The 13,796-nt window shown below is 69.4% G+C and carries 10 protein-coding genes; 3 read left to right on the top strand and 7 right to left on the bottom strand.

Annotation, left to right across the window (positions count from 1 at the left end):
• Window positions 1-16 precede the first annotated feature (16 nt).
• Together uvrC and uvrA are read right to left on the bottom strand one after the other, a co-directional pair.
• Window positions 17-1,924, bottom strand: a complete 1,908-nt coding sequence (gene uvrC / locus H9651_RS10110) for an excinuclease ABC subunit UvrC (RefSeq protein WP_191719178.1) — start codon at window positions 1,922-1,924, stop codon at window positions 17-19.
• A gap of 4 nt (window positions 1,925-1,928) precedes the next feature.
• The gene (gene uvrA / locus H9651_RS10115) at window positions 1,929-4,829 is read right to left on the bottom strand and encodes an excinuclease ABC subunit UvrA (protein ID WP_191719179.1); all 2,901 of its coding nucleotides are present in this window, start codon (window positions 4,827-4,829) and stop codon (window positions 1,929-1,931) included.
• 156 nt (window positions 4,830-4,985) lie between these two features.
• Here uvrA and H9651_RS10120 point away from each other — a divergent pair, with 156 nt between their 5' ends.
• Entirely contained in the window at window positions 4,986-7,139 is a 2,154-nt protein-coding gene (locus tag H9651_RS10120) for a catalase (RefSeq protein WP_191719180.1), read from the top strand.
• Between the two features lie 3 nt (window positions 7,140-7,142).
• On the opposite strand, the gene H9651_RS10125 is transcribed toward H9651_RS10120, so the two are convergent.
• Window positions 7,143-7,586, bottom strand: coding sequence for a MarR family winged helix-turn-helix transcriptional regulator (locus H9651_RS10125; protein ID WP_191719181.1), 444 nt, complete (start codon window positions 7,584-7,586; stop codon window positions 7,143-7,145).
• A 37-nt stretch (window positions 7,587-7,623) separates the two neighbouring features.
• On the opposite strand from H9651_RS10125, the gene H9651_RS10130 reads away from it, so the two are divergent.
• Entirely contained in the window at window positions 7,624-7,860 is a 237-nt protein-coding gene (locus tag H9651_RS10130; RefSeq protein ID WP_191719182.1) for a hypothetical protein, read from the top strand.
• A gap of 19 nt (window positions 7,861-7,879) precedes the next feature.
• On the opposite strand, the gene H9651_RS10135 is transcribed toward H9651_RS10130, so the two are convergent.
• Window positions 7,880-8,302 (bottom strand): VOC family protein, encoded by a 423-nt coding sequence (locus H9651_RS10135; protein ID WP_191719183.1) that lies wholly within the window; start codon window positions 8,300-8,302, stop codon window positions 7,880-7,882.
• 22 nt (window positions 8,303-8,324) lie between these two features.
• A complete protein-coding gene (uvrB, locus tag H9651_RS10140) occupies window positions 8,325-10,406 on the bottom strand; it encodes an excinuclease ABC subunit UvrB (RefSeq protein ID WP_191719184.1) in 2,082 nt (693 codons plus the stop codon).
• A gap of 136 nt (window positions 10,407-10,542) precedes the next feature.
• Between uvrB and H9651_RS10145 the strand changes: the two genes are divergently transcribed.
• On the top strand, window positions 10,543-10,917 hold the full coding sequence (locus H9651_RS10145) for a response regulator transcription factor (RefSeq protein WP_191719185.1): 375 nt from the start codon (window positions 10,543-10,545) through the stop codon (window positions 10,915-10,917).
• Here the strand turns inward: H9651_RS10145 and H9651_RS10150 are convergent.
• Together H9651_RS10150 and H9651_RS10155 are read right to left on the bottom strand one after the other, a co-directional pair.
• Window positions 10,914-12,077, bottom strand: a complete 1,164-nt coding sequence (locus H9651_RS10150) for a diguanylate cyclase domain-containing protein (protein WP_191719186.1) — start codon at window positions 12,075-12,077, stop codon at window positions 10,914-10,916. The genes H9651_RS10145 and H9651_RS10150 overlap by 4 nt on opposite strands.
• Window positions 12,074-13,792, bottom strand: coding sequence for a sensor histidine kinase (locus H9651_RS10155; RefSeq protein WP_191719187.1), 1,719 nt, complete (start codon window positions 13,790-13,792; stop codon window positions 12,074-12,076). Before H9651_RS10155 ends, H9651_RS10150 begins: the two co-directional genes overlap by 4 nt.
• Between the last annotated feature and the right edge of the window lie 4 nt (window positions 13,793-13,796).

Genomic DNA, 13,796 nt, shown 5'->3' on the forward strand with positions numbered 1-13,796 from the left:
GTCGTCGGATGCCAGCCTATCGGCGCGCGAGGTGCTCGTGGACCGTGGTGGCGAGCTTCGGGCCGATGCCGGGAAGCTCGGCGATCTGCTCGGGGGTCGCTTCGCCGAGCGCCGCCACCGAACCGAAGTGGCGCAGCAGCGCCTTGATGCGCACGGCGCCCAGGCCCGGCACCTCGCTGAGCACGCTCTGGATGTCGCGGCGACGGCGCTTGCGCTGATGCGTGATGGCGAACCGGTGGGCTTCGTCGCGCAGACGCTGCAGCAGGTAGAGCGCCTCGGAGGTGCGCGGCAGGATCACCGGGTACTCCTCTCCCGGCAGCCAGACCTCCTCGAGTCGCTTGGCGATGCCGCACAGCGCGATCTCCTCGTGCCCGGCGTCGGCCAGCGCCCGCGCGGCGGCTTCCACCTGGGGCTTTCCCCCGTCGACGACGAGCAGCTGCGGCGGATAGGCGAATCGGGGCTTCTTGCGCACCGGGGCGACCACCTCACCGTCGACCTGCGACGTCGTGGGCTCCTCCTGCTCCTCCGGCCGGTCGAGGTAGGCGACGCGCCGTGTGAGCACCTGGTAGATCGAGTCGGTGTCGTCCGTCGTCTCGGGCACACCGAACGTGCGGTATTGGTCCTTGCGCGGCAGGCCGTCCTCGAACACGACCATCGAGGCGACGACGTTCGTCCCGCCCAGATGCGAGACGTCGAAGCACTCGATGCGCAGCGGCGCCTCGCTGAGCCCGAGTGCCTCCTGCAGGTCGGTCAGCGCCTGCGTGCGGGCGACGTAATCGCTCGTCCGGCGCGTCTTGTAGAGCACGAGCGCCTGCTGGGCGTTGAGGGTCGCCGTCTTCATCAGATCGGCCTTGCGCCCTCGCTGGGCCACCTGGATCGTCACGCGTTTGCCGCGCCGGTCCCGCAGCCACTCCTCGAGGTCTGCTGCGGCCTCCGGCAGCGCCGGAACCAGCACCTGTCGCGGGATGTCAGCGGCGGCGGCGTCGCCGTAGGTGCGCTGCAGCACCTGATCGACGAGGTCAGCGCCCGAGATGTCGATCTCCTTCTCGATCGTGGTGGCCCGCACGCCGCGGACGCGCCCGCCACGGATGACGAAGTGCTGCACGGTGGCGGCGAGCTCGTCTTCGGCGATGCCGAACAGGTCGGCGTCGGTGTCGTCGGACAGCACCAGGGCGCTCTTGCCGAGCACCGCGTCGATGGCCTGCAGCTTGTCGCGGTAGACCGCCGCGGTCTCGTAGTCCATCGCCGCAGCCGCCTCGCGCATGCGGGCGGTCAACTCCCGGGCGAAGCGCTGGTCGCCGCCGGACATGAACGCCACGAAGTCGTTCACCATGGCACGGTGCTCTTCGATCGTCACCTTCATCGAGCAGGGACCGCCGCACCGGCCGATCTGCCCGGGGAAGCACGGGCGGCCGGTGGCCATCGCCTTCTTGTACGACGAGTCCGAGCAGGTGCGGATCGGGAAGACCTTGATCATCAGGTCGATCGTGTCGTGCACCGCCCACACCTTCGGGTACGGCCCGAAGTACTTCGCCCCCGGGATGCGGCGGTTGCGCGTCACGATGACGCGCGGGGCCTCATCGGCCAGCGTGACGGCCAGGAACGGGTAGGACTTGTCGTCTTTGTAGCGCACGTTGAACGGCGGATCGAACTCCTTGATCCACATGTACTCCAACTGCAGCGCGTCGACGTCGCTCGCGACGACCGTCCACTCCACCGACGCGGCGGAGGTGACCATGCGGCGCGTCCGCTCGTGGAGGGTGTGCAGCGGGGCGAAGTAATTCGACAGCCGCGCCCGCAGATTCTTCGCCTTGCCGACGTAGAGCACCCTCCCGGCGGCATCGCGGAAGCGATACACCCCCGGGTTGGTGGGGATCTCCCCCGGCTTGGGTTTGTAGGCGACGGTCGGGGCGGAGCGGGCCATCCGCTCAGCCCGCCTTGCGGACCGCCTGCGCGTCGCCCAGCACCTCGGCCAGGAACGCGCCGGTGTGACTGCCCGCGACACGGGCCACCTTCTCGGGCGTCCCGGCGGCGACGATCTGGCCGCCGCCCGACCCGCCCTCCGGGCCGAGATCGATGATCCAGTCGGCCGACTTGATGACGTCGAGGTTGTGCTCGATGACGATGACGGTGTTGCCCTTGTCGACGAGGCCGTTCAGCACCTCGAGCAGCTTGCTGACGTCTTCGAAGTGCAGACCGGTCGTCGGCTCGTCGAGCACGTAGATGCTGCGGCCGCTGGAGCGACGCTGCAGTTCGGTGGCGAGCTTCACGCGCTGCGCCTCGCCGCCCGAGAGCGTCGTGGCCGACTGTCCCAGTCGGACGTATCCGAGGCCCACGTCCACGAGCGTCTTCAGGTACCGGTGGATCGCCTGGATCGGCTCGAAGAACTCCGCGGCCTCGGCGATCGGCATCTCGAGCACCTCGGCGATGTTCTTGCCCTTGTAGTGCACCGCGAGCGTGTCGCGGTTGTAGCGCTTGCCGTGGCAGACCTCGCAGTCGACGTACACGTCGGGCAGGAAGTTCATCTCGATCTTGATCGTGCCGTCACCCGAGCAGGCCTCGCAGCGGCCGCCCTTGACGTTGAAGCTGAAGCGCCCGGGCAGGTAGCCGCGCACCTTTGCCTCGGGGGTCTCACTGAACAGCGTGCGGATGCGGTCGAAGACACCGGTGTAGGTCGCCGGGTTCGACCGGGGGGTGCGACCGATGGGCGCCTGGTCGACGTGCACGACCTTGTCGAGGTTGTCGAGCCCCGTGACGCGGGTGTGCTTGCCGGCCACGCGCCGTGCGCCGTTCAGGCGCGTCGCGAGCACTTCGTACAGGATGCCGTTGACGAGCGTCGACTTGCCAGAACCGCTCACCCCGGTGACGGCGGTGAGCACCCCGAGGGGGAACTCCGCCGTGACGTTCTTGAGGTTGTTCTCGCGAGCGCCCACGACGGAGAGCATGCGCTTCTTGTCGATGGGGCGGCGCTTCGCCGGCACCGGGATCGACCGGCGCCCCGAGAGGTACTCCCCCGTCAGCGAGCTGCGGTCCTCCAGCAGCGACGCGAGCGGCCCGGAGTGCACGACGTGCCCGCCGTCGACGCCGGCGCGCGGGCCGATGTCGACGACCCAGTCGGCGGCGTGGATCGTCTCCTCGTCGTGCTCGACGACGATGAGGGTGTTGCCGAGGGCCTTCAGCTTCAGCAGGGTGTCGATGAGCCGACGGTTGTCACGCTGGTGCAGACCGATCGACGGCTCATCGAGCACGTACAGCACGCCCGTGAGTCCCGAGCCGATCTGCGTCGCCAGGCGGATGCGCTGCGCCTCGCCGCCCGAGAGCGACCCGGCCGCCCGGGACAGGGTGAGGTAGTTCAGCCCCACCTGGATGAGGAAGTCCAGACGCGCCCGGATTTCGCGCAGCACCGCCGCGGCGATCTGCGCCTCGCGGTCGGTGAGCTCGAGTTCGGCGAAGTACTGCTGCGCCTCGGCCAGGCTCAGGCGCGACGCGTCGGCGATGGAGTGCCCGTGCACGAGCACGGCGAGCACCTCGGGCTTCAGCCGGTCGCCGTTGCACACCTGACACGGCACTTCGCGCAGGTATTCCGACCACCGCTGACGCTGGGTGTCGGTCTCGGCCTGGGCGTACTGACGCTCGATGTAGGGAACGACTCCCTCGAAGCCGGACGCGTAACGCATCTCACGGCCGTAGCGGTTCTTCCACTTGACCGTGACCTTGTAGTTCTCGCCGCGCAGCACCGCATCTTTCACGTCCTGCGGGAGCTTGCGCCACGGGGTGTCGAGCGAGAAGTTCAGGTCGCGGGCGAGGCCCTCCAGCAGCCGCTCGTAGTACTGGTAGAGCCCCTTGCCCTGTGTCGTCCACGGGATGAGCACCCCCTCGCTGATCGAGAGGTCCTCGTCGCCGACCATGAGGTCGACATCGACCGACATCTTGGTCCCGAGGCCCGAGCACGCCGGGCACGCGCCGAAGGGGGCGTTGAACGAGAACGTGCGCGGCTCGATCTCGGTGAGCTGCAGCGGGTGACCGTTGGGGCAGGACAGCTTTTCGGAGAACGACTGCCAGGCGTCGTCGCCGGTCTCATCGACGAAGTTCACCTGCATGATGCCGCCGGCAAGCCCCAGCGCCGTCTCGACGGAGTCGGTGACGCGGCTGAGGATGTCGGGGCCGGCGACCAGACGGTCCACGACAACCGCGATGTCGTGTTTGTAGCTCTTCTTCAGCGTCGGCGGCTCCGCCAGCTGCACCATGTCACCGTCGACGACGGCGCGCGCGTAGCCTTTCGCGCTGAGCTCCTTGAACAGGTCGGCGAACTCGCCCTTCTTCTGCGTGACGACGGGGGCGACGACCTGATAGCGGGTGCCGTCGGGCAGCTCCATCAGCTGGTCGGCGATCTGCTGCACCGTCTGCCGCTGGATGCGCTCCCCGCACTGCGGGCAGTGCGGCACCCCGATGCGGGCCCACAGCAGACGCATGTAGTCGTGGATCTCGGTGATCGTGCCGACGGTGGAGCGCGGGTTGCGGTTGGTCGACTTCTGGTCGATCGAGACGGCCGGACTCAGGCCCTCGATGAAGTCGACGTCGGGTCTGTCGACCTGCCCGAGGAACTGACGGGCGTAGGAGCTCAGCGACTCGACGTAGCGGCGCTGCCCCTCCGCGAAGATCGTGTCGAATGCGAGGCTCGACTTGCCCGAGCCCGACAGACCCGTGAACACGACGAGCGAATCCCGCGGGATATCGAGGTCGACGTTCTTCAGATTGTGGACGCGGGCGCCGCGGACGCTGAGCGTTCCGCTGGAGTTTGCGGGCGCGGGGACAGAGACGATGGGCACTGATCAAGTCTAGATCCGGCCTCCGACACCGGCTCGGAATCGCCTGCAAGCCCGCCGCGTAGATCACGTTCGGCGCGACGTCAAGCCGCCTGGCCCCGGCGGTGCGGCGTCATAGCCTGCCGGGACCGCGACCGCAATCGACCATGGAGGATCGACATGACCGACGACCACCAGACCGACCAAGGCGACATCGTGATCCCCGGGGCACCCGCCCCGGTTCCCCCGCCGCTCGACGAACCGACCGAGCCCCGCGAGCCGCTGCCCGCGGCGCCCGACCAGGCCGCCCCCGCCACCGTGACGCCCACCGGTGCGCAGACGGGGATCCCCGCTGCGAGCCGGGCACAGCAGGGCGCGTACCTCACGACGGCCCAGGGTGCGCGGCTGCGCGACACCGACCACTCGCTCAAGGCCGGCCCGCGCGGTCCGGTGCTGCTGCAGGATCACCACCTGCGCGAGAAGATCACCCACTTCGATCACGAGCGCATTCCCGAGCGCGCTGTCCACGCACGCGGCGCGGCGGCGCACGGCACCTTCGTCGCCAACGGCGCAGCGGCCTCGGTGACGCATGCCCAGTTCCTGCAGCAGGGAGTCACCACCCCGGTGTTCGTGCGGTTCTCCACGGTGCTGGGCTCGCGCGGCTCGGCCGACACCGTGCGCGACACCCGCGGCTTCGCGACGAAGTTCTACACCGAGCAGGGCGTCTACGACCTCGTGGGCAACAACATCCCGGTGTTCTTCATCCAGGACGCCATCAAGTTCCCCGACGTCATCCACGCCGGCAAGCCCCACCCCGACCGCGAGATCCCCCAGGCGCAGTCGGCGCACGACACCTTCTGGGACTTCGTGTCGCTGCACACCGAGGCGCAGGCACACGCGATGTGGAACATGTCCGACCGCGGCATCCCCCGTTCGTACCGCATGATGCAGGGGTTCGGCGTGCACACCTTCCGCATGGTCAACGCCCGCGGTGAGACGTCGCTGGTGAAGTTCCACTGGCGCCCGAAGCTCGGCACCCATGCCCTCACGTGGGAAGAGGCGCAGCTCGCCGCCGGCAAGGACCCCGACTTCCACCGTCGCGACCTCGCCGACGCCATCGAGGCGGGCGCCCACCCGCAATGGGACCTGGCCCTGCAGGTCATGCCCGACACCGAGGACGAGACGTTCGAGGGGATCGATCTGCTCGACCCCACCAAGTTCGTCCCCGAGGAGCTTGCGCCGCTGCAGGTCGTGGGCACGATGACCCTCACCGCCAACCCGACGAACTACTTCGCCGAGACGGAGCAGGTCGCCTTCCACCCCGGTCACCTCGTGCCCGGGATCGACGTGACCAACGACCCCCTCCTGCAGGGGCGACTGTTCTCGTACATCGACACGCAGATCTCGCGCCTGGGAGGGCCGAACTTCGCTCAGCTGCCGATCAACCGGCCGCACAGCGATGTCAACGACATGCTCCGCGACGGCATGCACCAGACGGCGGTGCACACGGGTGTCGCCCCGTACAAGCCGAACTCACTCGACGGCGGATGCCCGTTCCACGCCGGGTCGGCGGAGTCGGCGTTCACGGACCTGCCGGTCGCCGTCACGCCGTCGGTCAAGGAGCGCGCGCAGCCGGCGAGCTTCGATGACCACTACTCGCAGGCATCGCTGTTCTACCGGTCACTGACCCCGATCGAGCAGCAGCACGTCGCCGAGGCCTACGCCTTCGAACTGGGCAAGTGCTACGAGCAGTCCATCAAGGAGCGGCAGCTGCAGGCGCTGGCGAACATCGATGCCGGCCTGTGCGCGACCGTCGCCGATGCCCTGGGGCTGCCCGCGCCCGAGCCGACCGTTCGTCCCGGCGGTGCACCGCCGAGCCCTGCGGTGGCGATGATCGGAGAGCGCTGGCCTGTCGAGGGCCGCGTCGTCGGCATCGTCGCGGACGAGCGCACCGATCAGGGCGACCTCGCCCGCACGCGCGCTGCGATCCACGCCGTGGGCGCGGTGCCGCTGGTGATCGCGCCGCGCGGCGGCAAGCTCGGCGCGGTTCCGGTGCAGCGCACGGCCCACACCGCTGCAAGCATCGAGTTCGACGCGCTCATCGCCCTCGCGACCTCCGCCGACCCGCGCACGGCGCGGCTGTTCGACGAGGCGTTCCGCCACGGCAAGGCGCTCGGGGTGGCGGATGCCGCGCGCGGTGTACTCGCCGACGCGCGGATCCCCGACGACGCACCCGGCGTGGTCACCGGTGCGGCCGACGAGGTCGTCGCCGAACTGCTGGAGCTCATGCCCGACCACCGGGTGTGGGAGCGCTGGGCGGCGCCGCTGCGCTGACGGTCAGGCTCGCCCCGTCGTCGTCGCGGCGAACGGGGCGAGCCCGTCGCGCACGGCGGCGACCTGCGCGGCATCCATCCCGACCCGCGCCATGATCTGCTCGGGCACGCGCCGCGCCTCCTCGCGAAGGGCGTGCCCCTGCGGCGTGAGGGTGATGTCGAGAACCCGTTCGTCGTCACGGCGGCGGGTGCGGGCGACCCGCCCCTGGGCCTCGAGTCGCTTGACGATCGGCGACAGGGTCGCCGGCTCGACAGCCAGCTGCTCGGCCAGCTCGCTGAGCGACTGCGGGTCGCGCTCCCACAGCGCCAGCAGCACGAGGTACTGCGGGTGGGTGAGCCCCAGCGGCTCCAGCACCGGGCGGTAGATCGCCACGATGTTGCGCGCGGCGGTCACGATGGCGAAGCACAGCTGGTTCTCCAGCTTGAGCAGATCGTCGGCGTCGTCCATGCCTGCAGTCTACTTATCGATTAGTACACTAATCATCATGACGCGAAACGATCCGGACCGACCTCCCCTGCGCGACCGCGTGCGAGCGGCGGGTGGATGGTACGCGTACTGGAACTCGCGTCTGATCAGGTTCGCCGGTCCCGCCTCGGTCGGCCCCTACGACACCGAGCCCGAGCCCTCGCGCGTCGAACGGGCCTGCCCGCTGTGCGGCGAGCCGATGTCCCAGCACACGTTCGACCGCAGCGGCCCGAAGCCGCTCATGACCTGCCCCTGAGCCGGCGGCACGCCGCCCATCACGCCAGGCGGACCGACCCGTCCGGCCGTAACGGCCAGCCCGGATTGACCGCGATCTCCCACGGGTGCCCGTCCGGATCGGCGAAGACCCCGCAGTAGCCACCCCACGGCGTCGCGGCCGCCGCGCGGACGACGGCGCCTCCCGCCTCCTGCGCGGCGCGCAGGACGGCGTCGACCTCCGCTTCCTCCCGCACGTTGTGCGCGAGCGTGATCCCGCCCCAGCCACCGGCATCGGCCCTGCCGGAGTCCCGCGCCAGCTCGTCGCGCGACCACAGCCCCAGCACCATGCCGCCGGCCTCGTAGAACACGATCTCCCCAGGTACCGACGAGGGGTGCGGCTCCCAGCCGAGCGCCCGGTAAAAGGCCACGGAGCGGTCGAGGTCGACGACCCCCAGCGTCACCAGTGAGATCCGCTGCTGCATGACACTCCTCCGTCGCAGGGGTTCAGGCGTGCCCGGCGCGCTCCATGGCACGCAGTTCCTTCTTCAGATCCTGCACTTCGTCACGCAGCCGCGCGGCGAGCTCGAACTTCAGCTCACCGGCAGCGGCGAGCATCTGGTTCGAGAGGTCCTCGATGGTCGCCTCGAGCTGCATCGCGCCCTCGGCGGCGATGCCCTCACGTCGCAGCTGCGGCGTCGGGCTCTTGCCCTTGCCGCTCTTGGTGGCCTGCGACCGCTTCTTCGACAGCATCTCGCGGGTGTCCGATGCCTCGCGGTTGAGCACCTCGGTGATGTCGGCGATGCGCTTGCGCAGCGGCTGCGGGTCGATGCCGTGCGCGACGTTGTAGGCGATCTGCTTCTCGCGACGGCGGTCGGTCTCATCGATCGCCTTGCGCATGGAATCGGTCATGTTGTCGGCGTACATGTGCACCTCGCCCGACACGTTGCGCGCCGCGCGGCCGATGGTCTGGATGAGCGAGGTGCCCGAGCGCAGGAACCCCTCCTTGTCGGCGTCGAGGATCGCCACGAGTGACACCTCGGGCAGGTCGAGACCCTCCCGCAGCAGGTTGATGCCCACCAGCACGTCGTAGACGCCCGCGCGCAGCTCGCTGAGCAGCTCGACGCGGCGGAGGGTGTCGACGTCGGAGTGCAGGTACCGCACGCGCACGCCGTGCTCGGCGAGGAAGTCGGTGAGCTCCTCGGCCATCTTCTTGGTGAGCGTCGTCACCAGCACCCGCTCGTCGCGCGCCACCCGCAGCCGGATCTGCTCGAGCAGATCATCGATCTGCCCCTTCGACGGCTTCACCACGATCTCGGGATCGACGAGTCCGGTGGGGCGGATGATCTGCTCCACGATGCCGTCGGCGATGCCCATCTCATACCGGCCGGGGGTGGCCGACAGGTACACCGTCTGACCCACACGCTGCTTGAACTCATCCCACCGCAGCGGGCGGTTGTCGAGGGCACTGGGCAGGCGGAACCCGTGGTCGACGAGCGTGCGCTTGCGCGACGCGTCGCCCTCGTACATCGCACCGATCTGCGGCACCGTCACGTGGGACTCGTCGATGACCATGAGGAAGTCGTCGGGGAAGAAATCCAGCAGCGTGTGCGGGGGCTCCCCCGGCATCCGTCCGTCGAGGTGACGGGAGTAGTTCTCGATGCCGGAGCAGAAGCCCAGCTGCTGCAGCATCTCGAGGTCGAAGGTGGTGCGCATGCGCAGGCGCTGCGCCTCGAGCAGCTTGCCCTGACCCTCGAGCTCCTTGAGCCGTTCGGCCAGCTCGTGCTCGATCGTGCCGATGGCGCGCTGCACGGTGTCGGTGCCGGCCACGTAGTGGGACGCCGGGAAGATCGGCACGCTGTCCATCTTCTGCACGATGTCGCCGGTGAGCGGATGCAGCATGTACAGCGCCTCGATCTCGTCGCCGAACAGCTCGATGCGGATCGCGTACTCCTCGTACACCGGGATGATCTCGATCGTGTCGCCGCGCACCCGGAAGTTGCCGCGGGAGAAGTCGACGTCATTGCGGTTGTACTGCATCGCGATCAGCTTGCGGATGAGCGCGTCGCGGTCGTACCGCTCCCCCACCTGCAGCGCGACCATGGCACGCAGGTACTCCTCGGGCGATCCGAGACCGTAGATGCACGAGACGGTGGACACCACGACGACGTCGCGGCGGCTCAGCAGCGAGTTGGTCGTGGAGTGGCGCAGGCGCTCGACCTCGGCGTTGATCGACGAGTCCTTCTCGATGAACGTATCGGTCTGGGGGACGTAGGCCTCGGGCTGGTAGTAGTCGTAGTAGCTCACGAAGTACTCGACCGCGTTGTTCGGCATGAGCTCGCGGAACTCGTTGGCCAGCTGCGCGGCGAGGGTCTTGTTGTGCGCGAGCACGAGGGTGGGTCGCTGCACCTGCTCGATGAGCCAGGCCGTCGTCGCCGACTTGCCGGTACCGGTCGCACCCAGCAGCACGACGTCGGTCTCGCCCGCGTTGATTCTGGAGGCGAGCTGGGCGATCGCCTGCGGCTGATCGCCGCTGGGCGAGTACTCGCTGATGACCTCGAAGGGCCGGACGGCGCGCGTGGTCTGCATCCATCCAGCGTAGGCCGCCCCGCCGACACCGGGCCGGGAGTTCGCCCCCGGCATACGCGCGCGCAACGCGCCCCGCGGCGCTCGAACGCCTCCCGGCGGCGGTCGCGTACGATTGGCGCGAGAGCGAGGCGACAGCGTGCGACGTACGGCAGTGGTGCTTGAGGACGAAGAAGACATCAGGTCACTGATCACAACGGTGCTCTCCGGGGCCGGCTATGAGGTCTTCGAGACCGCCAACGGCCTGGACGCCGTGGAGCTCGTCAGCGCGCACGACCCGCACCTCACGACCCTCGACGTCAACGTTCCGGGCATCGACGGCTTCGAAGCGGCCCGCCGCATCCGTGCCGTCAGCGACACCTACGTCATCATGATCTCGGCCTTCGTCGAAGAGGCCGATGCCGAACGCGGCCGTCTCGCCGGCGCTGACGAGTACCTCGGCAAGCCGTTCCGCCCGCGGGAGCTGCGCGCGCGCCTCGAGATGGTTCCCGACCGCCGCCGCACCGCCGACTAGCTCGGATCTGCCACCAGCACCGCGGATGCCACGCTCGACGCCGCCCGAGCAGCGGCCCCGCGTGCGTCGGCCAGCAGCGCATCGGCATCCTGCCGGTACGCAGAACTCACCGCGATCCCGACGCCCAGCGAAGGGAGCACGCCGCCGCTGATCGAATTGAACGCGTCGAACAGTTCGCGGTACAGCGCCATGCCCAGCCGGCGCGCCTCACCGGCGGAGCGCACCGTGGTGACCACGGCCAGGCGTTCGTCGCCGTCCTCACCCACCACGGCGAGGGGCGGCGCCCCGCGGCGGACCGCACCACGCCCGGCCGCGATGAGCTCGTCGGCCAGTTCGAGCCCGAACGCGGTCGCGATGTAGTCGAGCTCCTCGAGCCGGATGATCAGCACCGCCACCTGGTCGCCGTGACGACGGGCCGCGCGCACGACCTCGGCGAGGGTCTGTGCGAACATCGGCGCGGTCTGGATGTCCAGCGCCGATCCCCCCTCCGCAGCGATCGCGGTGCGTCCGCGCAGTCCGGTGCGGGTGGCGCGCAGCACCGAGGTGGCCACGACCGACGTGATCGTCAGCACCACCGTCAGTGCCGATGCCGGCACCGTGCCGAACCACACGGCGAAGAGGGTGTCCTCGGGGCCGACAGCGATGAACACCACGATGCGGCACAGGTAGAACAGCGATTGCAGCGCGAAGACGAGCGCGAGCATGGTCGCGTTGGTCGCCCGGCGCATCGCCGCGCGGCGGGTCTCCACGGCTGCGGCCAGCGCGAACACGCACAGCGGGGCGAACATCCACAGTGCCCCCGCCCAGCCGCCGGCATCGGGCCCCGCGACCAGAACCCCCACCGCGGCGGCGACCGCCGCGGCGGCGACCAGCACGATGGACCAGCGCATCGGTCGTTCGTTGAAGCGGCGGCAGCCGAGCCACATGAAGCCGGTGCCCGCGACGAACGTGGCGTTGCCGAGCGCGACGGCCCAGTGCGCGTCGGCGTCGTTGGCCCACGCGGCATAGGCGAGCGTGGTGAGCATGGCGCTGAGGAACCCCAGGGCCCACAGGCGCCCGGCGGGGTCGTCGCGGCGAAGGAACGTCTCTGCGATGAACAGCACACCGCAGACGACCACCACGAGCGCCGTGATGGCCGCGAGTGTCGTGTCGTGGATCATGCCGTGCCGCCTCCCCCCGTGGTGCGTGCGGGGCCGGCCACCTGCGTGGGAGCGCCGGGGCGCACCGACGGCACCGACACGGTGAAGGTCGACCCGACGCCGAGCGTGCTGTTGACGTAGATGTCGCCGCCGAGTCGGCGGACGATGTCGCGGCTGATCGACAGACCCAGACCGCTCCCCTCCACGCCTTCACGCCTCACCGCGGCGCCACGGTAGTACCGCTGGAAGATGTTCGCGAGGTCCTCCTCGTCGAGGCCGACGCCGGTGTCTTCGACGAGGATCAGTGTCTTGCGGTCGCGGGTCGCGGTCATCAGCGACACCCGGCCGCCCTCGCGGTTGTACTTGATCGCATTGGACAGCAGGTTGTCCAGCACCTGACGCAACCGGAAGGGATCGACGTATGCCCGCGCGGGCACAACACGGGAGAGATCGATGGTCACGTTGCGGCTGCTCTCGCCGGTGACGACCGACTGGGCGGAGGCCTTGACGATCTCGAGCACGTCGACGTCCTCGGGTGTCACCGGCACGGTCGCCGCGTGGCTGGATGCGGCCAGCACGTCACCGACCAGGGACAGCAGCCGATCGGCGTTGCGGTCGGCGATCGCGAGGCTCGATGCCGCGGCCTGGGGCAGCCCCGGATCGTCGAGCGCGAGCTCGATGTGCCCGATGATCGAGGTGAGCGGCGTCCGCAGCTCGTGTGACACCGACGACACCAGCAGATCGCGCGCCTGGAGCGCAGACATCTCCGCGGTGACGTCATGGCACACCAGCACGGCGGCCGCATCCGGGTCGGCGTCGGCGCTCGCCAGGCGGTGCACGGTGATGCTGAGCGCACGCCGCTCCCCGACGACCGGCTCGATCCACACCCGTTCGTCGTCGAACTCCTCACCACGCAGAGCGCGGGCGAGGGGAAGCTCGTCCCCGAGGATGCGGGTGCGCCCGTCTCTGGCGTAGACGGGCGGCGACGCGCCATCGGCATCGGTCAGCAGGTGCTGCAGATGCCCCTGCGCGTCGTTCATCACCGAGATCCCGCCGTCGTTCTCGATGTGCAGCACGCCGAGGTCGGCGGTGTCGAGCACCTCGGACAGCAGCTGCTCCTGGTGGCGGGAGCGTTCCAGCGCCTGTGCGAGGATCTCCGCCTGCCGACGCAGCAGGCGACGCTGCGCCGCCGCCCGCCGCGCACCGGTGTACGACGTCGCGCCGATGGCGATGAGCATGACCGGCAGCAGGAAGATGGCGAAGTTGGTGAGCTGCCGAGGATCCATCGCGGTGGAGATCGCGAAGCCGACGATGGCGAGCCCGACCCCGCCGAGGAACCCGGGCAGGGCGAAGCTCGAGGCCAGCCACAACACCGGGAACGCGAAGAGCAGACCGGTGCCCGCGACCGGATCGGCGAGGCGCATCAGCGAGATCGCGATGATGTCCCCGAGTGGGACGACCACCGTCCACGCGAACGGAATCCTGCCCCACGGCGCGGCTATGGCCACCGCCGTGAGCACGAAGACGATGACCACACCCGCGAAGTACACCGGGATGTTCCCGGTGAAACCGTGATGGAACATGAGGAACGTGAGCACGAGCACGACGCCGGCCAGCACCAGTTGGTTCAGCGCGGCGTTGCGTATGGCCGTGCGGTCGACGACCGCGGCATCCTGCCGGGCACGTCGACGCGGTCGCTGGTCCACGCCGCGTGGACGGGACTCGGGCGATTGCATGTAT

This window comes from Microbacterium pullorum (genome assembly GCF_014836535.1).
Classification (GTDB): Bacteria; Actinomycetota; Actinomycetes; order Actinomycetales; family Microbacteriaceae; genus Microbacterium; species Microbacterium pullorum.

Bases quoted from the DNA above. Each gene is read 5' to 3' on its own strand.
- uvrC (WP_191719178.1), bottom strand. From the start codon at position 1,924: ATGGCCCGCTCCGCCCCGACCGTCGCCTACAAACCCAAGCCGGGGGAG.
- H9651_RS10120 (WP_191719180.1), top strand. From the start codon at position 4,986: ATGACCGACGACCACCAGACCGACCAAGGCGACATCGTGATCCCCGGG.
- H9651_RS10125 (WP_191719181.1), bottom strand. From the start codon at position 7,586: ATGGACGACGCCGACGATCTGCTCAAGCTGGAGAACCAGCTGTGCTTC.
- H9651_RS10130 (WP_191719182.1), top strand. From the start codon at position 7,624: ATGACGCGAAACGATCCGGACCGACCTCCCCTGCGCGACCGCGTGCGA.
- H9651_RS10135 (WP_191719183.1), bottom strand. From the start codon at position 8,302: ATGCAGCAGCGGATCTCACTGGTGACGCTGGGGGTCGTCGACCTCGAC.
- uvrB (WP_191719184.1), bottom strand. From the start codon at position 10,406: ATGCAGACCACGCGCGCCGTCCGGCCCTTCGAGGTCATCAGCGAGTAC.
- H9651_RS10150 (WP_191719186.1), bottom strand. From the start codon at position 12,077: ATGATCCACGACACGACACTCGCGGCCATCACGGCGCTCGTGGTGGTC.
- H9651_RS10155 (WP_191719187.1), bottom strand. From the start codon at position 13,792: ATGCAATCGCCCGAGTCCCGTCCACGCGGCGTGGACCAGCGACCGCGT.